This window comes from Litorisediminivivens sp. KMU-197 (genome assembly GCF_056858395.1).
Window position 1 is genome coordinate 70,795 of the sequence record NZ_JBXEQG010000006.1, and the last position, 22,606, is coordinate 93,400.

The following is a 22,606-nucleotide window of genomic DNA, read 5'->3' on the forward strand; positions in this document are numbered from 1 at the left end:
CGGGGGCGTGAATCAAAACACCTTGGCCCGCTCGCTATCCCGTGCCCGCGTGTGTCGCCCCATGCGGGGGCGTGGATCGACCCGAGGGTCACTTAGATAGGTGTCGGTTCGCTCGAGGTCGCTCCTATGCGGGGGCGTGGATCGAAACAACTGGAACACCGGAACCAGCTACCGCGGCTCGGGTCGCCGATAGGGGATCAAGATCGTCTGCCGATTGACACACGTGCAGCGTGTTCGCGCCTGCGGCGAATGCCAGCTGTCTTGAAGTCCCGCCCACGCTTTGCAGGTGCAGCGAATTCACACTTTCCGCCCGGCCTGCAGGCGGCACCAGTTGATTCGCAACTCAAAATGTTGATGGCTGGTAGGCGCCGCCTAGATGCCGCGAAGCTAGCAAGCTCTTGGAGATGCCGCACTGCATCCGAGGTTGGCTCAGTGCCCAATCCTGCAGACACGCGTCTTTGCGCCAGACGGGGTTGAGTGTATCGTCGAGGCGTGGAGGGCGCGATAGATGGTCGACACGCGTGATTTCGAGAAGATGGAGCGTGATGGGTGGGGCACACCATCAATTGCACGGAATTATGCCGATGGTTTCGACATGGCCACGCGACGTGTCGCCCGAACGCTGGCGGATGCTGTAAACGCGGGACCGAATGCCGAGGTTCTCGATCTATGCACTGGCCACGGCGTGGTCGCAGCAGAGCTCGTCGAGAGAGGAGCGACAGTCACCGGGCTGGATTTCTCGGAAGCCATGATCTCGCTCGCCCGAGATGCAGTGCGGGGGGCGCGGTTCCTTCAAGGCGACGCCATGAACATGGGGTTTCCCGACGCGAGCTTCGATGCCGTGACAATCGGCTTCGGGGTGCCCCATTTTCCTGATCCTCTCCGCGGCCTGAAAGAGGCCGCCAGAGTATTGAAGCCGGGTGGAGCAATCGCGTTCTCAATTTGGCACGGTCAGGGCTCGGACGGTTCGTTCGGCTGGCTATTCGATGCAGTTGATCGGCTTGCCGATCCCACAATTACCCTGCCGGACGGGCCGGACGCACATGTGCTGGCTGACATCTCTGTTGCCACGCCATTGGTCGAGGACACGGGTTTTGCCAACGTCACGCTCGTTGAGGTCGACTCTGAGCTGAGTGTTTCCAGCCCCGAGGCGCTTTTCGATGTCTTTGACGCTGGTGCTGTGCGCGCCGCTTCGCTGCTCCGCCGACAACCCGCTGCGAAGCGGGCTGCCATCCGGAATGATCTGGCGCAGCGGACCCAGGCAGAAGGGACCAAGGGGGCACTGGGTTTTCTTGTTCCAGCTCCGTCTGTGGTCGTTTCGGCTGTTCGTTCCTGACGGTGGTCTGCCAGAGCGGTCGTTGCCTGCTTCAGGTCAAAGGCAGGTTCGCCCGCAACGGGTCTGTACATAGAACATTGTCAACTGGACGTGCCCGGCGCGTTACGGCCCTATTCGTCTCATCCCTGTGTCGCGCTCCATTAGCACACCCGCGCGGCCACCATTGCCAGGTGGTCGTCGAGGCTCCTCCCGGTCAGCCGTTTACGCGGTTTCAGATCGTGGTCGCCATCCTCCAACCAGAACACCTCGACAGCTGGCGAAAGCGGGTACCGGTCGACCTCTTCGCGGGACCCGAAGTGATCGCGCGTGCCCTGGCAGATGAGCGTTGGGCAGGTGATCACCTCGAGATGGCCGTAGCGTGTCTTCTCGGGCTTCTTCGGGGCGTGGAAGGGGAAGCCAAGGCACACCAGCCCCGTGACACGACCCGCATCGAAGAGGTCCTGCGCAGCGAGGCTTGCGACCCGTCCGCCCATACTCTTGCCGCCGATGAGAAGCGGGCCGTCGCAGGACAGGGCGTCGATGGCAGAGAGGTACTCGGGCACGTAGCTCTCGGCCTTGGCGGGCGGGCGTTTCGAGCCGCCGGTGCGGCGCGCGGCCATGTAGCTGAACTCGAACCGGGCGACACGGAGGCCAGCCTCAGACAGCGCCTCGGCCACGGTGGTCATCCAGGGTGTGTCCATGGCGGACCCGGCGCCGTGGGCCAGCAGAAGGGTCGTGCGGCCGGGCTCATCGCCATTCAGCAGAAGGTCCATGGGTCCCCTTGATGAGAAGAGGCGCCCGAGGGGCGCCCGACCAAATGCACTCGGCTGTGGTGAGACTCGGATTCGCCACCTACCACATAAAGGCAATCACCCTTTGCCGGATACCAGATATAGATCCCGGGAAAAACTCAGCTTCCCACGGGAAAATCTTAGGTATGTCTTACACCGTCAATGCGTCCAGGGCGCGCGCCGATCCACCGCGAAGTTCTCGGCGTAGCCGCGCTGGCGGATGTTGTGCTTGCGCGACTTGGGCTCGATCACCACCGCCTCGATGTCGTGATCCTTGGCGTATTCCAGCGCCGCTTCCTTGCTGTCGAAGGTCATCCGCACCTGGGTCTGCGTGTCCGAGGACGAGGTCCAGCCCATCAGCGGATCGACCTCGCGCCGCTCGGCGGGGGCGAATTCCAGCAGCCAGTCCCTGGTCTTGGCGACGCCCGATTGCATAGCGTTGCGGGCAGGTTTGTAGATGCGGGCGCGCATGATCGATCCTCCGGGAATGGTGCAGCGGTTATCGGCAAAAATTCCGACCGGCACAAGCCGATTGCGTGATCATTGGCGGGATGTGGGGGCTGTCTTCGCAAGCACAGCTTGGCTGCCGGTCGGTGTCGCGGGGAGCGAGGGGTGGGTAGTTGCAACGTCCGCGGCAGCCAAGCCTGCTGCTTGCCAGAAAAAAGTAACTTTGAACGACGTGTTATGGCAACGGACTTTCGCAGCCCGACGCCGACGCCCTACCGGCAAGTAGCTTAACTTGGCGAGCAAGCCCCTGTAATATCTTAATTAAATTCAGTGGACGGTCTCAAAACTTTTTCATTTGTAACGCGGCGTGACTTACAACTTGACGAAAAACCCAAGCATTCAAAGCGGTTAGGAAGAGAATCACGCGACTTTGGTCGCAGGTGTCTTTTGCGCCCGGCCCGCCCTTGCAATAGAACAAAATGCGATCAAATTGGGGGCAAGGAGTCCGCTGATGCACAACAACCGCCCCGATCACATGCCCGTCCTGAACGCCCCTGCCCCGGACGTGAAGACCCGCGAGAAACTCGAAGGCGGCCGGCGCTTCGTGATGCAGACCGAATTCAAGCCCGCCGGCGACCAGCCCAAGGCGATCGTCGAGCTCAGCCAAGGCCTGCATGACGGCGACCGCGATCAGGTGCTGCTGGGCGCGACCGGCACCGGCAAGACCTACACCATGGCCAAGGTGATCGAGGAAACCCAGCGCCCTGCCATCATCCTCGCCCCCAACAAGACGCTGGCGGCGCAGCTTTACGGCGAGTTCAAGGGCTTTTTCCCCGACAACGCGGTTGAGTACTTCGTCAGCTACTACGATTATTACCAGCCCGAGGCCTATGTCGCGCGGTCGGACACCTATATCGAGAAGGAAAGCCAGATCAACGAACAGATCGACCGGATGCGCCACTCGGCCACCCGGGCGCTTCTGGAACGCGATGACGTGATCATCGTGGCCTCGGTGTCCTGCATCTACGGCATCGGCTCGGTCGAGACCTACGGCGCCATGACGCAGGACCTGAAGGCAGGGCACGAATACGACCAGCGCGCGGTGATGGCCGACCTCGTGGCGCAACAGTACCGCCGCAACGACGCCGGTTTTGCCCGTGGCTCGTTCCGCGTGCGCGGCGACGTGGTCGAGGTCTGGCCCGCCCACCTCGACACCCGCGCCTGGCGTCTGTCATTCTTCGGCGAAGAGTTGGAGGCGATCACCGAGTTCGACCCGCTGACCGGCGAGAAGACCGACACCTTCGATCAGATCCGCATCTACGCGAACTCGCACTACGTGACGCCGCGCCCGACGATGAAACAGGCGATCATCGGCATCAAGCAGGAGTTGCGCCAAAGGCTCGACCAGCTGGTCGGCGAGGGCAAGCTGCTCGAGGCGCAGCGGCTGGAACAACGCACCAACTTCGATCTGGAAATGCTCGAAGCAACCGGCGTCTGCAACGGCATCGAGAACTATTCCCGCTACCTGACCGGCCGCGCCCCGGGCGAGCCGCCCCCCACCCTGTTCGAGTTCATCCCCGACAACGCCATCGTCTTCGCCGATGAATCGCACGTTTCGGTGCCGCAGATCGGCGGCATGTACCGGGGAGACTATCGTCGCAAGTTCACCCTGGCCGAACACGGATTCCGCCTGCCGTCCTGCATGGACAACCGCCCGCTGAAGTTCGAGGAATGGGATGCCATGCGCCCTCAATCGGTGTTCGTCTCCGCCACCCCTGCCTCGTGGGAGCTGGAACAGACCGGCGGCGTCTTCACCGAACAGGTCATCCGCCCCACCGGCCTGCTCGATCCCATGGTCGAGATCCGCCCGGTCGAAATGCAGGTCGACGACCTGCTTGACGAGGTGCGCAAGGTTACCGCCGACGGTTACCGCACGCTCTGCACAACGCTGACCAAGCGCATGGCCGAGGACCTGACCGAATACATGCACGAACAGGGCATCAAGGTCCGCTACATGCACTCCGACATCGACACCATCGAACGCATCGAGATTCTGCGCGACCTGCGGCTTGGCGCCTTCGACGTGCTGATCGGCATCAACCTCCTGCGCGAAGGGCTGGATATTCCCGAATGCGGGCTGGTCGCTATTCTTGATGCGGACAAGGAGGGCTTCCTGCGCTCCGAGACCTCGCTGATCCAGACCATCGGCCGCGCCGCCCGAAATGCCGAGGGCCGCGTCATTATGTACGCCGACCGCATCACCGGTTCGATGGAGCGCGCGCTGGCCGAGACCGACCGCCGCCGCGCCAAGCAGATCGCCTATAACGAGGAACACGGCATCACGCCCGAGACGGTGAAAAAGAACGTCGAGGACGTGTTGCAAGGCCTCTACAAGGGCGACGTCGACATGAACCGCGTGACGGCCACGGTCGACAAGGGGCTTGCCGGGTCTAACCTGCAGGCGGTTCTGGACGGGCTGCGCGCCGACATGCGCAAGGCGGCCGAGAACCTCGAGTTTGAGGAGGCCGCGCGCCTACGCGACGAAGTCAAGCGGCTCGAGGCGGTGGACCTCGCGGTCGCCGACGACCCACTGGCCCGGCAACAGGCGGTGGAGCGGGCGTCGGAGGCCGCGGTCAAGGCCAAGGGGCGGTCTACGGCGGGACGGCCCGGGCAGCGTGGGGGAAATGTGAAGCGGCGGAAGCGGTAAGTCCTACCGCGCCCCGAAATCTTTGAAAGATTTCGGTCCGCATTCTTCAAAAGAATGCGGCGGCGTTAGCCAGCGCACCGGCGCCCTGTTGCAGAAGATCACGATCTGCCCCGAGTTCTCGGCCACGCTGTAGCCACGCCGCTGGATCTCGGCCATGAACCGGGCCATCCCGACGAAGCGCTCGACATCGCGCGCCTTGCGGCGGATCACGCCACCCTGCTGCACGGCTTTCGAGGCAAAGAGATCGCGCAGCCAGGTCTCGGGCGACAGGGGTGAGGACCGGTCATACATGCCGTGCAGGATGACGACGGCAGGGTTAACACCCGGTTAAGCCGCTCGCGCGCACTCACGCCGATCCCGCAAGGTGAACCGGACCGCAGCCCTACTTCACAATCGCCCGCACGATCGCCAGCACCGCCACCGCGCCCAGCGCCGCCACTAGCAGGATCACCAGCGCGCCGCCCGCCGCCAGCACACCTATGCCCAGTGCCGCCAGCACGAAGGGCGTCGCAACCGCCGCCACGATCCCGACGATCACGTAAAGCAGCATGTTGCGTCCCGAAACCTTGCCGGCGATGAACCCCGCCAAGGCCCCCACCACGACCAGAAGGATCAGTACCGTCGCGCCCAGCGCGTCAAGGAATGCTTCCATGTCATCTCACCTCGCGAATGGTTGTGCCGAGCTTACTCCGAAGGCTCCGTCATCGTGAACCCCGGCAGTTGCAGGGCAGGTGCGGACACCCTCCCCCGCCCGGCCCCGCCGGTCAATCGCTTCCGTTCACCCTTGCCCGACTCACCCCAACAGGCGCAAACTGCCCCCCTCAGACACCAGCGGGGCGCCCCGGCGCCCGAACCCTCCGGGACGCTCCCCAGTTAAGGGAGACCGCCATGGCCATCGCCTCACGCCTGCAACACCATCTCGATGCTTCGGGCCTGTCCTACGATACCGTCCACCACGAATTTGCCGCAACCGCCAGCGAATGCGCCGAGGCCGCGCACGTCCCCGGTGACCATCTCGCCAAGTCGGTGCTGATCCACCGCGAGGAAGGGCCGATGCTGGCCGTCGTTCCCTCTAACCACCAGGTCGACCTGCACGCGCTTCAGGCGCTCACCCATCGCCGCCTCGGACTGGCCGCCGAGGCCGACATGGACGCTGTGTTCGACGATTGCGCCCATGGCGCCGCCCCTTGCGTGGGCGCCGCCTATGGCGTCCCTACCATCGTCGACAACAGCCTGAGCGGGCTCGACAAGGTCTGGTTCGAGGCCGGCGATCACAAGACCCTGGTCGAGATGGCGGGCCGCGATTTCGACCGGCTGATGGTGGACGCCAAGCACGAGCCGATCTGCATTCACTGAGCCGAGTTCAGACTGCGGCAGACAAAGGGGTGCGCGCAGGCGTTGCGCCCCCGCACACCCTGTCCGGATCGTCGGGCCTAGGGTGTCCAGTCCGCGATGACGTCATAGCCCTTCGGCGTAGGCATCTCTTCAAGGAACTCCGCGAAATGCGCCCAGATTGCCTTGACCTTATCGCTGTTGCCGTCCGACGTGGCCTGATCGGAAATCACCGACACCACATAACCGCTGCCGTCTTCGTTCATGACGTTCAGGAAATGCTGGACGCCGGGAAGGCCCATGATCTGGTCCTTCATCTCGTTCAGTTTCGCCGTCGCCGCATCGCGTGATCCGGACTTCATCTTGTAGGGTGTGATACGCGCGTACATCGTGCCTCCTGTCCCTCGGCCACAGATGGCCGAAGCTGGAACCATAGCACATTGACCTTGCGTCACGTGTAATCGCCATCACACAACCCCAGGTCGCGCCACGCCCGGGCTGGCGGCCAGGACGCGGCCATTCGAGCACTGGCGTATCAGGTCCAAGACGGGACGTCCCTGCGCAGGGTTTCGGGCACCTCGCATCCGGGCAATGCCGTTGATGGCCCGCGTCTGTTCAAAGCGTGTCGTAGCCCTGTTCGATCATCTCCGCCAGCACCGCAACGGGTTTGTCGCCAGATTGTCGATTGCGGTAGATGTTGATACGGTAGCTGCCCAATTCCGGCAGATCGCAGGACAGCGGCAGTTCGGCCAGCTGCCGCGGTGCCGTGCCCTCCAGCAAGGCGGTCACCGCAAGGTCGGCGCTCACCGTCGCTTCCACCGTGCGATCGCTGTCGGTATCGACGATCGAGCGCCACTCGATCCCCGAAGCCTCCAGCCGCTCGACGATACCAGCCCGGAAGGCACAGACTTTCGCCTGTGCCAGCTGCAGCGGCCGCTGACGCCACGCCTGTCCCTCCGGCGCGCCGACCCAGCGCAGCGCGATCTCGGTCAGGGTCTCACCGCCGCTGTCGACCTCGCTTTCCGTGGTCAGGATCAGATCGACCGCACCGCGCGCGAAATCGTCTTTCAGCGACAGCGTGTTGCCGGTGATCAGATGCACCCGCACACGCGGCATCTCGGAGGCGAACCGTTGTAACACCCGCGGAACCACCGGGTAGACGATGTCATATGGTACTCCCAGCGTGATCTCACCGGAAAACTCTTGATCGGTAAGCCGCGCGAAGGCCTCGTCGTTCAACTCGACCATGCGGCGGGCATAGCCCAGAAGCTGCTCGCCCGCCCCGGTCAGGGCGATGCGCCGCGCCGTCCGGTCAAGCAGCTCCAGCCCCAGCATCTCTTCCAGCCGCTTCAGCTGCATCGATACCGCCGATTGCGTGAGGTTCAAGAACCCGGCGGCCCGCGTCACGCCGCCGGTCTGCGCAACGGCCACGAAGCTGCGCAGCACGGTCACATCCAGATTGCGCATTTGCATTACCCCTTGTGATAGATCACATCATGAACATTCGTTTTCATTATGCCCGTCACGGTCGTATATATCAAGCCTACTGATGAGATCACGCCGAAGCATGAAGTCAAGACCAGAACTTCGGCAGACCCATATCCGGCGGATCCAGGAGCCTCGACGAAGAAGATGCGAGCCCGGTCCGTCCGAACCTACAGATTGGAGACCCGACATGGCCCTTCCCATCCTCCGCACCGCACATGCGCCCGCCCGCACCGCACCGCGTCATGGCATCGTCCGGACCCTTTCCCGATTGATCGCCCTTCACCGCCAACGACTGGCGCTGGCGCGTCTCGACGATCGCCTGCTGGACGATATCGGCGTCTCCCGCGACGCCGCGAATGAAGAGGCTGGCCGCGCCCCATGGGACGCCCCCGGCCACTGGCGACGCTGATCGGCACCGAAAAGCGACAAGAGACGCCTCTGACAGGTGCAGACCATCTTGAAAAACCGGGCCGTTCAGCCGATATTTGACGGGACGGCCCGCATCTCGCGCGGCCCCGGAACTTTTGTCGGAGGAACTAGATGGCTGACTACAACACAATCCGGACGTCTGCGGCTGGCGCCCGCGCCGCCCAGATTGACGAGGGCCTTCGCGCCCACATGAACAAGGTCTACGGGACCATGTCGATCGGCATGCTCATCACCTTCGCGGTGGCATGGGCGGTCGGCACGAGCCCGCAGCTTCTGTCGGTGTTCCGTGACCCCGCGACGCTTCAGCCGAATATCCTTGGCTGGATCGTCATGTTTGCGCCGCTGATCATGGTCTTCGCCTTCGGCGCGATGATCAACAAGCTCTCGGCCGCAGGCGCACAGGTGTTCTTCTTCGCCTTCGCCGCGGTGATGGGCCTGTCGCTCAGCTGGATCTTCGTGGCCTTTACCGGCTTCTCGATCGCTCAGGTCTTCCTGATCACCTCGATCGCCTTCGCGGGACTTAGCCTTTACGGCTACACCACCAAGAAGGACATCTCCGGGTGGGGCGCCTTCCTGATCATGGGCGTGATCGGCCTGATCGTAGCGATGATCGTCAACATCTTCCTGCAATCGGCAGCAATCATGTTCGCGATCTCGATCCTGGGCGTGCTGATCTTCGCCGGTTTGACGGCCTACGACACGCAGAACATCAAGAACACCTATCTCGCCCACGCCCACCACGGCGATACCGAGTGGCTGGGCAAGGCGGCGATCATGGGCGCGTTGAACCTCTACCTGGACTTCATCAATATGTTCATGTTCCTGCTCCAGCTGATGGGCAATCGGGAATAATCAGGGCGCCATGTCCTGACATGGAAGGGCCGGTCCTCGTGACCGGCCCTTTCGATTCCGGGCCACATCGCCGGCTTCTGCTGCGCTGGCGCACCGCCAGCCACACCCGGGCGAGACGCGCCCTGCAGGCGACGGCGCTTAAGCAGGTGCCGGGGCTGCCCCGCCGCGCTATTGTCGATCGCCCCTGGCGGCTGGCGCCGGACGCGGACGGCTGGCTCGTGGTCTGCTACAGCCCCGCCGAAATCGAGCTGAAGATCACCAGCTACGCGACGCCGCGCCTGCCGGGCAATGTCATCGAAGAGTTGATGCTGGTGGCCGACGAAGGCCTCTGCCCGTTCTGCGGCAGCGCCGATCACATCGCCAGCCTGCAGGTGCTGCTGGCCGAGGCGCTGGTCGACACGCTCATGGACGAGGCCAAGCGCATCACCCTGCGTGGTACGCTGGTGCCGGTGACCGATCCCGAGACCTGGCAGGCCGCTATCCTGAAAGACGCCCGCATCGTTACCGAATGTGGCAACGCCTTCAGGCCATGAAAAAACGCCGCGCAGGCCCGGGGCCGCGCGGCGCTTACCGTTTCCGGCTGGCAGGATCGCTTACTTGATCTTGCCTTCCTTGTATTCGACATGCTTGCGCACAACCGGGTCGTATTTCTTGATCGACATCTTCTCGGTCATGGTGCGTGCGTTCTTCTTGGTCACATAGAAGTGGCCGGTGCCCGCGGTCGAATTCAGGCGGATCTTGATGGTGGTCGGCTTCGCCATTTCTCGTCTCCTGCGTGGCGCGGGCCTTGGCCGTCGCGCGCTCGTAATCCTTATGAACGTCGCCTTCTACCCGCATAGGACGGCGAGTCAAGCGGTTTTGCTGCAAGTTCCGCCGGACACCGCGACAAGGGTGCATGATCTGACGCACTGTCCCCCAATGCGGCCAATCGCCAAGCCGCGCAATCGCCATCCTCGGGGTGGCGTCGCAATGTAAGAACAGGACGCTTTGTGCCTCAGCTTCCGAAGAGCCTTGGACTGGTGCGCGGGTCAGTCTGCGATTGCGCATCGGCTTGCGGCATCAAGTGCGCGCAGGGCGTCCAGCCGGAAAAGTCCGCTCCGAGCCCTTCTGGCCCTGCTGTGAGAGATGACGCGCGGAAGGCCTGTAAGCCGGATTCTGTGACGCCGGGTTCTCCGGCGCCGATGACCATTCCTCTGGACGCACAGTTGCCTGCACGCCTCAAGCTGCCAACCCGGGCCTCTCGGGCTGAAGCGTCCCTGCGCCGATATTCCCGAAGGAATCAGCCGCGCGCGAGGCCCCTATTTGGCATTGCTCCCGGTGGGGCTTGCCATGCGGGCGCTGTTGCCAGCCCCCCGGTGGGCTCTTACCCCACCGTTTCACCCTGACCCCTGCGGACAGGGGCGGTCTGTTCTCTGTGGCGCTGATCCGTCGGGTTGCCCCGCCCGGGCGTTACCCGGCACCGTTGCTTCAGGGAGTCCGGACTTTCCTCGGGGGCGAACCCCCGCGGCCATCCAGCCTTCCGCGCAAGGGGCAGTTAGGCGCTGCTGGCTGCCCCGTCAACGGGAAAGCGCGCGGCAAGATCGGCGGCAATGGCCATATCCGCCGTGTGCAGCGGCCCGCAACCCCAGGGCCGGAACCTCTGACGCACCGCGTCCAGAACCTCGTCGTCGGACACATCGGCGGTATAGCCGGCCTGCGCCGCCAAGGCGCGGAAGCGCGCCATATCCGCCATGCCGCCGTGTGCAGGCTCTGGCCAGATACTCAGCCCCCGCAAGGCCAGCCTCCGCCAATCGAACCTGCGACCCGGATCGCACTTGCGCCCCGGTGCCATGTCGGAATGTCCGATCACCCGATGCGCCGGGATCGAATGCCGGTCGATTACCCGGCGCAGCAGGGCCTCTAGACAGGCCATCTGCGGCTCCGAAAACGGCTGCTCGCCACTGTTGGTGATCTCGATCCCGATAGAACGCGAATTGACATCCTCGACCGCGCCCCAGCGCCCTGCCCCGGCGTGCCATGCCCGCTCATCCTCGTCGACCATCTGGATCAGGTGGCCGCGGGTTGAGATCAGGTAATGCGCCGAAACCTCGGAGCCCGGATCACACAGGTGATCCCGCGCCGGCCCGGTTTCGGCAATCGCGGTGTAATGCAACACCACCATGTCGGGTAGCGCCCCCTCCCGCCGGGCCGTGAAGTTCGGCGACGGATGCCAAAGCGCCTGCGGGTCGCGCAAGGCTCAGTTGCCCGCCACCCGGCGGAACGGCCGCGGATCCCAGGCACAGGCGAAACCGTCGCCATCCGGATCCAGCGCCTTGCGGTCCTTCTGCGGCCCGCCCTCGGCAAGGAAGTCCTCCTGCGCGAGGTCCGGGCTGGGATAGGCGGCGCAGTTGCGCTGGTGTTTCGCCTGGGTGTTGAACGACGACCGCTTGTAGACCTGTACGCCCAGCGGATTGTCGGTCTTCAGCGCATAGGCCACGATGTTGGGCCGGTTGTCGCCGGTGCGGGTCGGCAGCTCGGTCGGCTGGATGATCCGGTACTGCGACTGCGCGGCGCGGATGCGCGCGGCGTCGTCGTCGATGTCGCGCTGTCCCGAAACCGCCTGAAAGTCCTGCTCGCGGCTCAGCCCGGCGCTGTCCGTGACAGCCTGCGGCGGCGGGTTGTTCGGGCTGGCCTCGATCGGCGACACGCCCGAATTCGCGGCCCGCGCCTCGACGGCGGCATTGGCGTCCAGCGTCGTGGTCGTAACAGGCGCCGCGCCTTCCAGTTGCGCGTCACGCTCGGCCCGCGCAATCCGGTCGCGGTCCACCCGGTCGAATCCCACGCCCGCGCCACTGTCCGGCACTTGCGGCGAACAGGCCGCCAGTGCGCCCAGCGTAGCAGCTGTCAGTAAAACCCGTATCACTTGTCGGCCTCGCACCTGCTCTTTTGCGGTGGGCTTACCACCATTTCGCGGGCTTGGAAACAAACCCCGCGGCCTGCTCCAGCGCATAGGCGCAATTCAGCAGGTCACCCTCTTCCCACGGCCGTCCGATCAGTTGCAGACCCAGGGGCAGCCCCTGACGGTCAACCCCGGCCGGCACCGAAATGCCCGGCAGCCCGGCCAGGTTCACCGTCACCGTGAAGACGTCGTTCAGGTACATCTGCACCGGGTCGGCATCCGTCATCTCGCCCAGCCCGAAGGCCGCCGATGGCGTCGCCGGCGTCAGGATCGCGTCGATCCCCTGCGCGAAGACATCCTCGAAGTCCTTCTTGATCAGCGTCCGGACCTTGCGGGCACGATTGTAGTAGGCATCGTAGAACCCGGCGGACAGCACGTAGGTCCCGATCATCACCCGCCGCTTGACCTCGTCTCCGAAGCCCTCGGCGCGGGTCTTTTCGTACATTTCGGTGATGCCGTCGCCCTGGCTCAGCGCAGCGCGGCGCCCGTAGCGCACCCCGTCATAGCGTGCGAGGTTCGACGACGCCTCGGCCGGCGCGATCACGTAGTAGGCGGGCAAGGCGTACTTGGTGTGCGGCAGCGAGATATCGACGATCTCGGCACCTGCGTCCTGCATCATCTTGCGGCCTTCGGCCCAGAGCGCATCGATCTCCCCGGGCATGCCGTCCATATGGTATTCGCGTGGAATGCCGATCTTCTTGCCCTTGATGTCACCGGTCAGCATGGCCTCGAAGTCCGGCACCGCCAGATCGGCCGAGGTGCTGTCCATCGGGTCGTGCCCGCACATCGCCCGCAGCATGATGGCGGCGTCACGCACGTCCTTGGTCATCGGCCCGGCCTGATCGAGCGACGAGGCAAAGGCCACGATTCCCCAGCGCGAACAGCGCCCGTAGGTCGGCTTGATGCCGGTGATCCCGGTAAAGGCCGCAGGCTGGCGGATCGAGCCGCCGGTGTCGGTGCCGGTCGCCGCCAGGCACAAATCCGCAGCCACCGCGCTGGCCGAACCGCCGGACGATCCGCCCGGCGTCAGCGCCGCCTCGTCGTTGCCACGGCGCCAGGGATTGACCGCATTGCCATAGGTCGAGGTCTCGTTCGACGACCCCATGGCGAACTCGTCCATGTTGAGCTTGCCCAGCATCACCGCGCCGCTTTCGAACAGCTGCCGCGTGACGGTGCTTTCGTACTCCGGCTTGAACCCGTCGAGGATCTTCGATGCCGCCTGGCTGGCCACGCCCTTGGTGCAGAACAGATCCTTGATGCCCAGCGGAATTCCGCACATGTCCGGCGCATCGCCCGCCTTGATCCGCTTGTCCGCAGCCTCGGCCTGCGCCCGCGCAATCTCCGGCGTCTTGTGCACCACCGCGTTCAGCACCCCCGCACCCTCGATGGCCGACAGACAGGCCTCGGTCAGTTCGACGCTGGTCACATCGCCCTTGCGCAGCGCATCGCGCGCCTCGGCGATCTTCATTCCGTTCAACTCAGCCATCACTCAACCACCTTCGGCACCGCAAAGAATCCTTCCCGCGCATCGGGCGCATTGGCCAGCACCTTGTCCTGCTGGTTGCCATCGGTCACCCCGTCCTGCCGCCGCTTCAGCCGCATCGGCGTGACCGAGACCATGGGCGCCACGCCCTCCACGTCCACCTCGTTCAGCTGCTCGATGAAGCCGAGGATGGTGTTGAATTCCTCTGCCAGCGCCGGCAGGTGGTCGTCATCCACGCGGATGCGGGCCAGTTTCGCCACCTTGGCGGCGGTGCCTTGGTCAATCGACATGGGTCACTCCCGATCTGTCAGGTCCGGCTAGCGCTTTACCGCCCCCGCCCGCCGCCCGCAACCACCCGCTTTTTCATCTTGCCCTTAAACTCCGGGGAGTGTGAGGGGCTGGCCCCTCACTCCCACACTCTCGTCTGGACCAAGGGCCCGATCCTGCTACCCTTCTTGCAACCGTAACAGGAGACACGCACATGCACCTGATCTGGCTCGGCCACGGCTCGTTCCGCCTCGAGACCGGCGAGACAACACTCCTCATCGACCCCTGGCTCACCGGCAACCCGATGCTCAGCGAAGACCAGCACGACACCGCCACCGATGGCGCCACCCACATCCTGCTGACCCATTGCCACTTCGATCATGTGGCCGATGTCCTGAGCCTAGCCCGCAAGCTGAACATCCCGGTCATTGGCCAGTACGACATCATGTCCCACTGGGCCGAGCACGAGAACATCGAAACCACCGGCTTCAACAAGGGCGGCACCGTCACGGCGGGCGATGTCAGCCTGACCATGGTCCCGGCTTCGCATTCCAATTCCTTCGCATCGGACACCGGACCGCAGGCGGCCGGCAGCGAAGTCGGCTACATGATCGAGGCCGAGGGCAGGACCATCTACCTGTCGGGTGACACCACGATCATGGCCGATATGGCATGGATGGGCGAATACCACCGGCCCGATGTCGGCATCCTCTCGGCCGGCGGACATTTCACCATGGACATGAAGGCGGCGGCCTGGGCGGCGAAGAAATATTTCGATTTCAAGACCGTGATCCCCTGTCACTACAGGACCTTCCCGGTGCTGGAACAATCGGCAGAGGCGCTGAAGGACGGCCTTCCCGGCGTCGATGTCATCGAGCCCGAAGTCCTTGAAGCGATCGAATTGTGACTGACGGCGGGATGGGGTCTCGGCCCCCATCCCGCCGCAGCAGTCCGGTCAGAGGAACTCCGCAACCTCTTCCAGCGGACGCCCCGCCAGCTCCAGCGCTTCGTCCAGGTCTATGGTCTCGTTGAACAGCGCGCGCCCGACCAGTGCGCCCGACACGTTGCGCACGTACTTCAGCCGCGCCACGTCATCCAGCGTCCGCACCAGCCCGCTGGCGATCACCGGATGCGGCGAGTGCCCCGCAAGGTCGCTGACCAGCGCTAGCGAGGCTTCCGATGCGTCAAGGTCGCTGTCGATATCGGTCACGATAATGGCCGCCAGCGGATCCTCGCGGAACCAGTCGATGAAATCGCGCGGTCCGTAGGTCGAGGAGTGCCGCCAACCGTGGCTCATGACCTTGCCCTGCCAAACGTCCACGGCCAGCACGATCTGATCGGGGTGATACTTCGCCGCCTGCTTGACGAAATCCGGCGCGCTGAGCGCCACCGTCCCCAGCACGACGCGCCCCGCACCCATGTCGACCAGATGCTCGATCCGTTCGCGCGACCTGACACCGCCGCCCACCTGCACCGGCACCTCCGCCGCGCGGATGATGTCGCGCAGCAGGTCGTCCTGGGCCGGCTTGCCGTCAACCGCATCCAGATCGGTCACATGAACCCAACTCGCCCCGGCATGCGCAAACGCGCGCACCTTCTCGACCGGATCGACGTCCCAGGGCTGCGGCTCTTCCAGCCGGCCGCGATGCAGGCTCACCGGTCGGCCGTTCTGCAGTTCGATCGTCGGATATAATTGCATGGGACCCTCCCTGTCATGCGTCAGCATAGCATGACTTGAGCGCGATGAGTCGCGAAGGTACGCCAGCGGCATTTCTCACGCCGCCGGCGACCCGAGGCCACCTTGTCGTCAGCTTGCCTTGCGCAGCATCGCCTGTTCGACGGTTTCGTCGGCCACATGCGCCGGGCTCAGCTTCTGCCGCGCCGCCGCATCGAGAATCCCGCGCATGGTCGCCTCGAGCTGCGCCAAACGCTCGGCGACAAAGCTTTCACGGTCCTCGATCCGCAGGATCTCGGTCGCGGCGTTGATGATGCCGCCGCCGTTGGCCACGTAGTCCGGCAGATAGAGGATGCCGCGCGCCTGCAGCATGTCGCCGACCTCGTCCGCCGACAGCTGGTTGTTGGCCGCGCCGCAGACCAGCTTGGCGGTCAGTTCCGGCACGCTCGCCGGGTTGAGAATGCCGCCGATGGCGCAGGGCGCAAAGATGTCAGCCTCGACGCGGTGGATATCGGCGGGGCTTGCGACCTCGGCGCCGAACTCGGTTTGCGCCTGCTCGACCGTCGATGCCACGGTATCGGCCACGATCAGCTTGGCGCCGGCGCCGTGCAGATATTGGCAGAGATACCAGCCCACATGCCCCAGCCCCTGCACTGCAACGCGCATGCCGCTCAGGTCGGACGACCCGAACCGCCGCTCGGCGCCGATCTTCATCGCGTTGAACACGCCCTGTGCGGTGATCGGCGAGGGATCGCCGCTGGCAAAGGGCCCGTCCGCCAGACCGGCGACGTAATCGGCCTCGCCCGCCAGCACCTTCAGGTCCGCCGGCGTCATGCCCATGTCTTCGGCGGTCCAGTAGCGGCCATTCAGTTCGGCGACAGCCCGGCCCATGGCGCGCAGCTTGGCCTCGGTCTTCTCGGTGCGCGGATCGCCCAGGATCACCGCCTTGCCGCCGCCCAGAGGCAGCCCGGCCGCGGCATTCTTGTAGGTCATGCCGCGCGACAGGGCGAGCACGTCGGCCAGCGCCTCGTCAAAACCGGCATAGCGCCGCATCCGCAGCCCGCCGGCGGCAGGCCCGGCCTGGGTCGAATGCACCGCGATGACCCCTTCGAGCCCGCTGTCGCGGTCGGTGACGCGGTAAACTTCCTCGTGGGTGGTGCAATCGATACGTGTCAGCATGGTGAGACTCCTCCTGTTGATACAAGGATATGCGCTCACCCACGCCAAAAATGCCCAAATTGGATTGCCCAACCCCGAAATCTTGGAGATTATCGCCAAAACCACCGGGGGATTTGGCAAATGGACGCACTCGACTCAAAGATCATCCGCGCCCTGCAGAAGGACGGCCGCCAGAAACTGGCCGAACTGTCCGAAAAGATCGGCCTCTCCCCAACCCCGCTGGCCCGCCGCATTGCCCGGCTCGAATCCGAAGGCGTGATCACCGGCTATTCCGCCCGGGTCGATCAGGAGAAGCTCGGCCTGCCGCTCAACGCCTTCATCTTCGTCGAACTGGAACACCAGTCCCGCGACGCCCTGAACGCCTTTGAAACCGCGCTGCGCCGTTTCGACGAGGTCATGGAATGCTACCTGATGACCGGCACCCGCGACGTGCTGCTCCGGGTGGTGGCGAAGGACCTGAGCGGCTTTGACCGGTTCCTCGAAGAGGGGCTGATGCAGGTTCCGGGCATCCGCAACATGCGATCCAGCTTCGCGCTGAGGACAATGATCCGCCGGGATACACTGCCGATGTAACTGGTCGCTGTTGGCTTGCAGCGGACGTTCCCGGCTGGACCCTCGCGCGGCGGAAAGGCCGCAGGCCGCCACGCAATCGCCGACCTCGCCCCGGTGAGGCGACCGCGCCGCTCAGTGCCGACATCAGACCGATACCCGTAGGCCGGGCTTCAGCCCGGCGTGGCCGGTGCCGGGCTGAAGCCCGGCCTACCCCGCCGACCTCGGGGTCACGCGAAGATGCCCTCTCACCCGTCGATCACGAACCCGTCGACCTCCGGCACCGGTTCCATCACCGCGACCGATACGTCGCGCACCGCCGCCGCCCCCGGCCCCGACCACATCCGGTCAAGCATCGCCTCGACCGCCTCTTCCGGCCCCACCACCAGCGCCGTGACCGATCCGTCCGGGTTGTTGTGCACCCAGCCGCGCAGCCCCAGTGCCTCGGCTTGGCCCTGTGTCCAAGCGCGATAGGCCACGCCCTGCACCCGTCCCATCACCCGGGCCTGTCTTGCGATTTCGCGTGCCATGTCCGGTCCTCCGTCGCTTGCGGGCCAAGTCTGCCATGGAACAGGTGGCGACGAAACCGCCCAACCGCGGCGCAAGCAGGCGACAGCCGATTGACGACACCCGCATTTGGCCTCATATCCCGATCCATGACAGACCTCGCCCATATCCGCAATTTCTCGATCGTCGCGCATATCGACCACGGGAAATCCACCCTTGCCGACCGGCTGATCCAATCCACCAACACGGTGGCCCTTCGCGACATGAAGGAGCAGCTGCTCGACAGCATGGACATCGAACGCGAGCGCGGCATCACCATCAAGGCGCAGACCGTCCGCATCGACTATGTGGCCAAGAACGGCGAGCATTACGTGCTGAACCTGATCGACACCCCCGGCCACGTCGATTTCGCCTATGAGGTCTCGCGGTCCATGCGCGCCGTCGAAGGCTCATTGCTGGTGGTCGACTCGACGCAAGGCGTCGAGGCCCAGACCCTGGCCAATGTCTACCACGCCATCGACGCCGATCACGAGATCGTGCCGGTGCTGAACAAGATCGACCTGCCCGCCGCCGATTGCGACCGTGTGGCCGAGCAGATCGAGGACGTCATCGGCATCGACGCCTCCGAGGCCATCCAGGTTTCGGCCAAGACCGGCATCGGCATCGACGACACGCTGGAGGCCATCGTCCACCGCCTGCCCGCCCCCAAGGGCGACCGCGACGCACCGCTCAAAGCGATGCTGGTCGACAGCTGGTACGACCCCTACCTCGGCGTCGTCGTGCTGGTCCGCATCATGGACGGCGTGCTGAAGAAGGGCGACAACATCAAGATGATGCAGACCGGCGCGAAGTACGGCGTCGACCGCATCGGCGTCTTCCGCCCCGCTATGACCGTGATCGACGAGCTCGGCCCGGGCGAGATCGGCTTCATCACCGCCTCGATCAAGCAGGTCCGCGACACCAAGGTGGGCGACACCATCACGCACGAGAAGAAGGGAGCCGAGAAACCCCTCCCCGGCTTCGCCCCTTCGCAGCCGGTGGTGTTCTGTGGCCTCTTCCCGGTGGACTCGGCCGAGTTCGAAGACCTCCGCGACGCCATCGAGAAACTGGCCCTCAATGACGCCAGCTTCTCCTACGAAATGGAAACCTCCGCCGCGCTGGGCTTCGGCTTCCGCTGCGGCTTCCTCGGGCTTCTGCACCTCGAGGTGATCCGCGACCGGATCGAACGCGAATATGACATCGAGCTGATCACCACCGCGCCCTCGGTGATCTACCAGATCTACATGAAGGACGGCTCCCACATGGAGCTGCACAACCCCGCCGACATGCCCGACCCCTCGACCATCGACCACCTGGAAGAGCCGCGCATCAAGGCCACCATCCTCGTGCCTGACGAATTCCTCGGCGACGTGCTGAAACTCTGCCAGGACCGCCGCGGCATCCAGCTTGACCTGACCTATGCCGGGTCACGCGCCATGGTGGTCTATGACCTGCCGCTGAACGAGGTGGTGTTCGACTTCTACGACCGGCTGAAATCGGTGACCAAGGGCTATGCCAGCTTCGACTACCAGATGACCGAGTACCGCGAGGACAACCTCGTGAAGATGCAGGTGCTGGTGAATGACGAGCCGGTGGACGCGCTGTCCACCATGGTTCACCGCGACCGCGCCGAAATGCGGGGCCGGGCGATGTGCGAGAAGCTGAAGGACCTGATCCCCCGCCACATGTTCAAGATCCCGATTCAGGCCGCGATTGGGGGGAAAGTCATCGCCCGCGAGACCCTGTCCGCGCTGCGCAAGGACGTGACCGCGAAGTGCTACGGCGGCGACGCCACGCGGAAGAAGAAGCTCTTGGAGAAGCAGAAGGCCGGCAAGAAGAAGATGCGTCAGTTCGGGAAGGTGGATATTCCGCAGGAGGCGTTTATTTCGGCGTTGAAGATGGACGGGTAATTGGTCGTTGCAAGTCAGGTAAGCGAAAGCGATTGATGCTGTCAAAGTCTTGCCCGCATAGGCGAAATTTGACTTGAGCAATAGATCCTAGAACAAACTCTTTTGGGCAAGCTGGGCAACAGGGAAAATTCCGAGAAGCTGCCAAGTCTGCGGACGGCTAGCCATGTTTCCTAGCGCGAAAACCAATCCGCTAGCGACATAATCTTCGCAGTAAGTCTTTCTGAGATGCTCTAGGACGCCCTTTTCTCCTAAGCTTGGTCTAAGTTTGAAAAAGGCGGCTTGAGTTTCCCAATCGGCGCAGGTTTTTTTGCGCTGGTTGCCAGCGCCGTCAGTAAACGTCATTGTGAACTTATACGGGCAGGGCTCTATTACGTCGAGCTCCTTGTCGAACATAGATGCTTGCCTGGCTTGATTTTCAAAAGCTGCTCGCGCCTCAGCAATCTCCGTTTGCGACCGGCGTTTCCATGTTAGCTCCGGATTTTCAGGACGGATGAGAGCCAAGCTATCATTTCGTGCAGCTGCTTCAATCTCTGAAGACACGACTACGGGATCTACTAAGTTTGAACGTTGGCTCCTGCTGGGAACTTTGCCGACAACCTTAATCGACTCCTCATGAATTCGACAACTCTCCCGGCGACTGTCTCTCTGAGGCTTCGAGTAGTTAAATTCTACAATATTCCATCTTGCAAAGGACTGATCGTCATTTAGTTGACGAAAGCGCACCGGAAATAAACGTTTCCATTGTCCATTAGGATCCAGCCCAGCACAGCAAACCGTCTCCTGATGGGTTTTACTCGGCTGCGGCGATGCCTTCACGAGGATTGTAACGCGGGATTTTGATTCCATTCACTAAGTACTTTTTGGGCCGATCAGGAACCAAGTTGTAAACGTCAAATCCATGATAGGCAGCTACATCTGCAATATAGGAACGATGGCATACGCTTGCGCATCGCTCGAAACACAGTATGCAAGTTTTCTTAAGCTCGGCAACTCTAAGAAGATCTCCCAAAGACTGTTGTGCCGCTTCAGATGTCAGGTGAGCAAGGAATACGCTTTCAAACTTTTCGTAGTCACCTGACTTTGCTGCATCTCGGCCTTCTTTTGGATCTCCTAGAGTCCTGTAGTGCTCGTATTGAATACCACGTGCCGACAGACCGTCAGAGAGGGAAGTTTTTGATAAACCCTTTTTTCGCGAAAGGGGAAGCTCTCGAACGTCTGCTAAGACTTGAATGCCTACATTTTCCAGTGTGTCGAGCACTTGGGTCACGTCTGCACCTTCGTACCCAATCGTATAAAGCTCTGGCAACTGCTCACCTCCATTTTTCTTTCGCTTGTCTCACATCCCCGCGTCATAACTCAACCTAGTAACCAAGACCTTTCACAACACTGCGACTTATGAGCAGCCTTACACTCCTCCACCCCCGCAATCGTGACCCCCTCCCCCTCCCCCACCATGCTACCCTCTCCGCGCACCCCGGGAGACCCGCCATGAAACACCTCGCCACCGCCGCCCTCGTCACCCTCCTCGCCAGCCCGGCCGCCGCGCATCAGTGCCCCGCCGACATGGCGCAGATCGACGCCGCGCTGCAAAGCGCCAGCCTCTCCGCCACAACGCTCGCCAAGGTGAAACAACTCCGCGCCACCGGCGAGGTGCAGCACAACGCCGGGCAGCACGCCGCCTCGGTCGCGACGCTGGCACAAGCCAAGGCGCTGCTCGGACTCTGACCGACCAAAACCGCTTGACCTTCCAGTCCTGGGAAGGTGCAGGGTGAGTCCATCGACCTCACCCCCATCAGGACACCTCCAATGGACCACGCTGCTCACCCCCCGCAAACCCTCACCCGCCTTGCCCTCTCGGCCACGCTGCACTGTCTGACCGGCTGTGGCATCGGCGAGGTCCTGGGCCTCGTCATCGGCACCGCGCTGGGCTGGGGCGTGGTGGCCACCATCGCGCTGGCCGTCGCGTTGGCCTTCGTCTTCGGCTACTCGATGACGCTGATCCCGCTGCTCCGCGCCGGCATGACATGGCGCGAGGCCGCCAAGGTGGCGCTGGCCGCCGACACCGTGTCGATCACCATCATGGAGATCGTCGACAACGCGGTCTTGCTGGCGATCCCCGGCGCCATGGCCGCGGGCCTCACAAGCCTGACCTTCTGGGCCAGCCTCGCCTTCGCGCTCTTCGTCGCGGCGCTGGTGGTCTTCCCGGTGAACCGCTGGATGATCGCCCGGGGCCGCGGCCACGCCGTGGTGCACGCCCATCACTAGGACACCCCGCCCCGCCTCGCGGCGGGGCGGATTCTTCGGGACGGCGGGCAGAGCTGCGCTAGGATAGAGTGCAGACAGCAATGGAGGAACATCCCATGTCCCACGTCTATCCCATCACCGAGGTCTACGGCAGTTCAACCGAGAGCGTCGATGACGCCATCCGCCAGGCCGTGAAGGCCGCCGGCAAATCGGTGCGCAATCTCGAATGGTTCGAGGTCAGCGACATTCGCGGCCACGTCAAGGACGGGGAAGTCGCGCATTTCCAGGTCGGCGTGAAGCTGGGCTTCCGGCTGGACCGCGAAGACTAGGGGATCGCCCGCTCGACCGTGCGGCCTGCGTTCTGCAGGTCGCGGCTCGCGCCGCGCACCGTCTCGCATCCCGCCAGTGCCAGAAGAAGCATTCCGGTGACTGCCAATTTCCACATGCGTCCGGC

General features: G+C 63.7%; 29 protein-coding genes and 1 other RNA gene. 12 read left to right on the forward strand and 18 right to left on the reverse strand.

The genetic code is table 11. The features are described 5' to 3' along the window. Positions 1–508: 508 nt before the first annotated feature. A complete protein-coding gene (locus tag AC04PT_RS13945) occupies positions 509–1,336 on the forward strand; it encodes a class I SAM-dependent methyltransferase (protein ID WP_482874321.1) in 828 nt (275 codons plus the stop codon). Positions 1,337–1,476: 140 nt separating this feature from the next. Here the strand turns inward: AC04PT_RS13945 and AC04PT_RS13950 are convergent, their stop codons facing one another. After that, positions 1,477–2,088: an alpha/beta family hydrolase gene (locus AC04PT_RS13950; protein ID WP_482874323.1), complete on the reverse strand. Its 612-nt coding sequence runs from the start codon at positions 2,086–2,088 to the stop codon at positions 1,477–1,479. A 177-nt stretch (positions 2,089–2,265) separates the two neighbouring features. Then, complete coding sequence (locus AC04PT_RS13955) at positions 2,266–2,577, reverse strand: ETC complex I subunit (RefSeq protein ID WP_482874325.1); 312 nt, start codon at positions 2,575–2,577, stop codon at positions 2,266–2,268. Positions 2,578–3,064: 487 nt separating this feature from the next. On the opposite strand from AC04PT_RS13955, the gene uvrB reads away from it, so the two are divergent. Next, entirely contained in the window at positions 3,065–5,260 is a 2,196-nt protein-coding gene (gene uvrB / locus AC04PT_RS13960) for an excinuclease ABC subunit UvrB (RefSeq protein ID WP_482874327.1), read from the forward strand. A gap of 3 nt (positions 5,261–5,263) precedes the next feature. Here the strand turns inward: uvrB and AC04PT_RS13965 are convergent, their stop codons facing one another. Together AC04PT_RS13965 and AC04PT_RS13970 are read right to left on the reverse strand one after the other, a co-directional pair. After that, positions 5,264–5,551 (reverse strand): aspartate aminotransferase, encoded by a 288-nt coding sequence (locus tag AC04PT_RS13965; protein WP_482874329.1) that lies wholly within the window; start codon positions 5,549–5,551, stop codon positions 5,264–5,266. A 91-nt stretch (positions 5,552–5,642) separates the two neighbouring features. Continuing rightward, positions 5,643–5,912 (reverse strand): GlsB/YeaQ/YmgE family stress response membrane protein, encoded by a 270-nt coding sequence (locus AC04PT_RS13970; protein WP_482874330.1) that lies wholly within the window; start codon positions 5,910–5,912, stop codon positions 5,643–5,645. A 236-nt stretch (positions 5,913–6,148) separates the two neighbouring features. On the opposite strand from AC04PT_RS13970, the gene AC04PT_RS13975 reads away from it, so the two are divergent. Continuing rightward, on the forward strand, positions 6,149–6,616 hold the full coding sequence (locus tag AC04PT_RS13975; protein ID WP_482874331.1) for an aminoacyl-tRNA deacylase: 468 nt from the start codon (positions 6,149–6,151) through the stop codon (positions 6,614–6,616). Between the two features lie 77 nt (positions 6,617–6,693). On the opposite strand, the gene AC04PT_RS13980 is transcribed toward AC04PT_RS13975, so the two are convergent. After that, the gene (locus tag AC04PT_RS13980) at positions 6,694–6,981 is read right to left on the reverse strand and encodes a hypothetical protein (protein ID WP_482874332.1); all 288 of its coding nucleotides are present in this window, start codon (positions 6,979–6,981) and stop codon (positions 6,694–6,696) included. Between the two features lie 226 nt (positions 6,982–7,207). Then, the gene (locus AC04PT_RS13985) at positions 7,208–8,059 is read right to left on the reverse strand and encodes a LysR family transcriptional regulator (protein WP_482874333.1); all 852 of its coding nucleotides are present in this window, start codon (positions 8,057–8,059) and stop codon (positions 7,208–7,210) included. 208 nt (positions 8,060–8,267) lie between these two features. On the opposite strand from AC04PT_RS13985, the gene AC04PT_RS13990 reads away from it, so the two are divergent. The 3 genes from AC04PT_RS13990 to AC04PT_RS14000 all read left to right on the forward strand — a co-directional run bounded on the left by AC04PT_RS13990 (position 8,268) and on the right by AC04PT_RS14000 (position 9,894). Then, a complete protein-coding gene (locus AC04PT_RS13990; protein ID WP_482874334.1) occupies positions 8,268–8,489 on the forward strand; it encodes a DUF1127 domain-containing protein in 222 nt (73 codons plus the stop codon). Between the two features lie 131 nt (positions 8,490–8,620). Beyond that, the gene (locus AC04PT_RS13995; protein WP_482874335.1) at positions 8,621–9,361 is read left to right on the forward strand and encodes a Bax inhibitor-1/YccA family protein; all 741 of its coding nucleotides are present in this window, start codon (positions 8,621–8,623) and stop codon (positions 9,359–9,361) included. Positions 9,362–9,399: 38 nt separating this feature from the next. Then, positions 9,400–9,894, forward strand: a complete 495-nt coding sequence (locus tag AC04PT_RS14000) for a hypothetical protein (protein ID WP_482874336.1) — start codon at positions 9,400–9,402, stop codon at positions 9,892–9,894. A 60-nt stretch (positions 9,895–9,954) separates the two neighbouring features. Here AC04PT_RS14000 and rpmG read toward each other — a convergent pair whose 3' ends face one another. The 6 genes from rpmG to gatC form a co-directional block, all read right to left on the reverse strand. Continuing rightward, positions 9,955–10,122, reverse strand: a complete 168-nt coding sequence (rpmG, locus tag AC04PT_RS14005) for a 50S ribosomal protein L33 (protein WP_089276079.1) — start codon at positions 10,120–10,122, stop codon at positions 9,955–9,957. 367 nt (positions 10,123–10,489) lie between these two features. Continuing rightward, an RNA gene (gene rnpB, locus AC04PT_RS14010) (RNase P RNA component class A) lies at positions 10,490–10,884 on the reverse strand. An 11-nt stretch (positions 10,885–10,895) separates the two neighbouring features. After that, positions 10,896–11,522, reverse strand: coding sequence for an N-acetylmuramoyl-L-alanine amidase (locus tag AC04PT_RS14015; RefSeq protein WP_482874474.1), 627 nt, complete (start codon positions 11,520–11,522; stop codon positions 10,896–10,898). A gap of 75 nt (positions 11,523–11,597) precedes the next feature. Then, positions 11,598–12,263, reverse strand: a complete 666-nt coding sequence (locus AC04PT_RS14020) for a hypothetical protein (RefSeq protein WP_482874337.1) — start codon at positions 12,261–12,263, stop codon at positions 11,598–11,600. Positions 12,264–12,297: 34 nt separating this feature from the next. After that, complete coding sequence (gene gatA, locus AC04PT_RS14025; RefSeq protein WP_482874338.1) at positions 12,298–13,785, reverse strand: Asp-tRNA(Asn)/Glu-tRNA(Gln) amidotransferase subunit GatA; 1,488 nt, start codon at positions 13,783–13,785, stop codon at positions 12,298–12,300. After that, positions 13,785–14,072 (reverse strand): Asp-tRNA(Asn)/Glu-tRNA(Gln) amidotransferase subunit GatC, encoded by a 288-nt coding sequence (gene gatC / locus AC04PT_RS14030; protein ID WP_482874339.1) that lies wholly within the window; start codon positions 14,070–14,072, stop codon positions 13,785–13,787. The genes gatA and gatC overlap by 1 nt, the downstream gene beginning before the upstream one ends. A 191-nt stretch (positions 14,073–14,263) precedes the next feature. Between gatC and AC04PT_RS14035 the strand changes: the two genes are divergently transcribed. After that, entirely contained in the window at positions 14,264–14,956 is a 693-nt protein-coding gene (locus AC04PT_RS14035; RefSeq protein ID WP_482874340.1) for a metal-dependent hydrolase, read from the forward strand. 48 nt (positions 14,957–15,004) lie between these two features. Here AC04PT_RS14035 and AC04PT_RS14040 read toward each other — a convergent pair whose 3' ends face one another. Continuing rightward, a complete protein-coding gene (locus tag AC04PT_RS14040; RefSeq protein ID WP_482874341.1) occupies positions 15,005–15,748 on the reverse strand; it encodes a 1-(5-phosphoribosyl)-5-[(5-phosphoribosylamino)methylideneamino]imidazole-4-carboxamide isomerase in 744 nt (247 codons plus the stop codon). A gap of 108 nt (positions 15,749–15,856) precedes the next feature. Continuing rightward, positions 15,857–16,903: a Leu/Phe/Val dehydrogenase gene (locus AC04PT_RS14045; RefSeq protein ID WP_482874342.1), complete on the reverse strand. Its 1,047-nt coding sequence runs from the start codon at positions 16,901–16,903 to the stop codon at positions 15,857–15,859. A gap of 120 nt (positions 16,904–17,023) precedes the next feature. Here AC04PT_RS14045 and AC04PT_RS14050 point away from each other — a divergent pair, with 120 nt between their 5' ends. Beyond that, positions 17,024–17,476, forward strand: coding sequence for an Lrp/AsnC family transcriptional regulator (locus AC04PT_RS14050; protein ID WP_482874343.1), 453 nt, complete (start codon positions 17,024–17,026; stop codon positions 17,474–17,476). Positions 17,477–17,700: 224 nt separating this feature from the next. On the opposite strand, the gene AC04PT_RS14055 is transcribed toward AC04PT_RS14050, so the two are convergent. Continuing rightward, the gene (locus AC04PT_RS14055) at positions 17,701–17,982 is read right to left on the reverse strand and encodes an acylphosphatase (protein WP_482874344.1); all 282 of its coding nucleotides are present in this window, start codon (positions 17,980–17,982) and stop codon (positions 17,701–17,703) included. A 126-nt stretch (positions 17,983–18,108) separates the two neighbouring features. Here AC04PT_RS14055 and lepA point away from each other — a divergent pair, with 126 nt between their 5' ends. After that, on the forward strand, positions 18,109–19,908 hold the full coding sequence (lepA, locus tag AC04PT_RS14060; RefSeq protein WP_482874345.1) for a translation elongation factor 4: 1,800 nt from the start codon (positions 18,109–18,111) through the stop codon (positions 19,906–19,908). Positions 19,909–19,995: 87 nt separating this feature from the next. Here the strand turns inward: lepA and AC04PT_RS14065 are convergent, their stop codons facing one another. Together AC04PT_RS14065 and AC04PT_RS14070 are read right to left on the reverse strand one after the other, a co-directional pair. Beyond that, entirely contained in the window at positions 19,996–20,754 is a 759-nt protein-coding gene (locus AC04PT_RS14065) for a hypothetical protein (protein WP_482874346.1), read from the reverse strand. After that, positions 20,699–21,214, reverse strand: coding sequence for a DUF488 domain-containing protein (locus tag AC04PT_RS14070; protein WP_482874347.1), 516 nt, complete (start codon positions 21,212–21,214; stop codon positions 20,699–20,701). Before AC04PT_RS14070 ends, AC04PT_RS14065 begins: the two co-directional genes overlap by 56 nt. A gap of 182 nt (positions 21,215–21,396) precedes the next feature. On the opposite strand from AC04PT_RS14070, the gene AC04PT_RS14075 reads away from it, so the two are divergent. From AC04PT_RS14075 to AC04PT_RS14085, 3 genes are all read left to right on the forward strand, one after another. Then, positions 21,397–21,633 (forward strand): hypothetical protein, encoded by a 237-nt coding sequence (locus AC04PT_RS14075; RefSeq protein WP_482874348.1) that lies wholly within the window; start codon positions 21,397–21,399, stop codon positions 21,631–21,633. 81 nt (positions 21,634–21,714) lie between these two features. Beyond that, complete coding sequence (locus tag AC04PT_RS14080) at positions 21,715–22,173, forward strand: DUF4396 domain-containing protein (RefSeq protein WP_482874349.1); 459 nt, start codon at positions 21,715–21,717, stop codon at positions 22,171–22,173. A gap of 95 nt (positions 22,174–22,268) precedes the next feature. Then, positions 22,269–22,481, forward strand: a complete 213-nt coding sequence (locus AC04PT_RS14085; protein ID WP_482874350.1) for a dodecin — start codon at positions 22,269–22,271, stop codon at positions 22,479–22,481. Here AC04PT_RS14085 and AC04PT_RS14090 read toward each other — a convergent pair. Beyond that, entirely contained in the window at positions 22,478–22,597 is a 120-nt protein-coding gene (locus AC04PT_RS14090) for an entericidin A/B family lipoprotein (protein WP_482874351.1), read from the reverse strand. The genes AC04PT_RS14085 and AC04PT_RS14090 overlap by 4 nt on opposite strands. Positions 22,598–22,606: the final 9 nt, after the last annotated feature.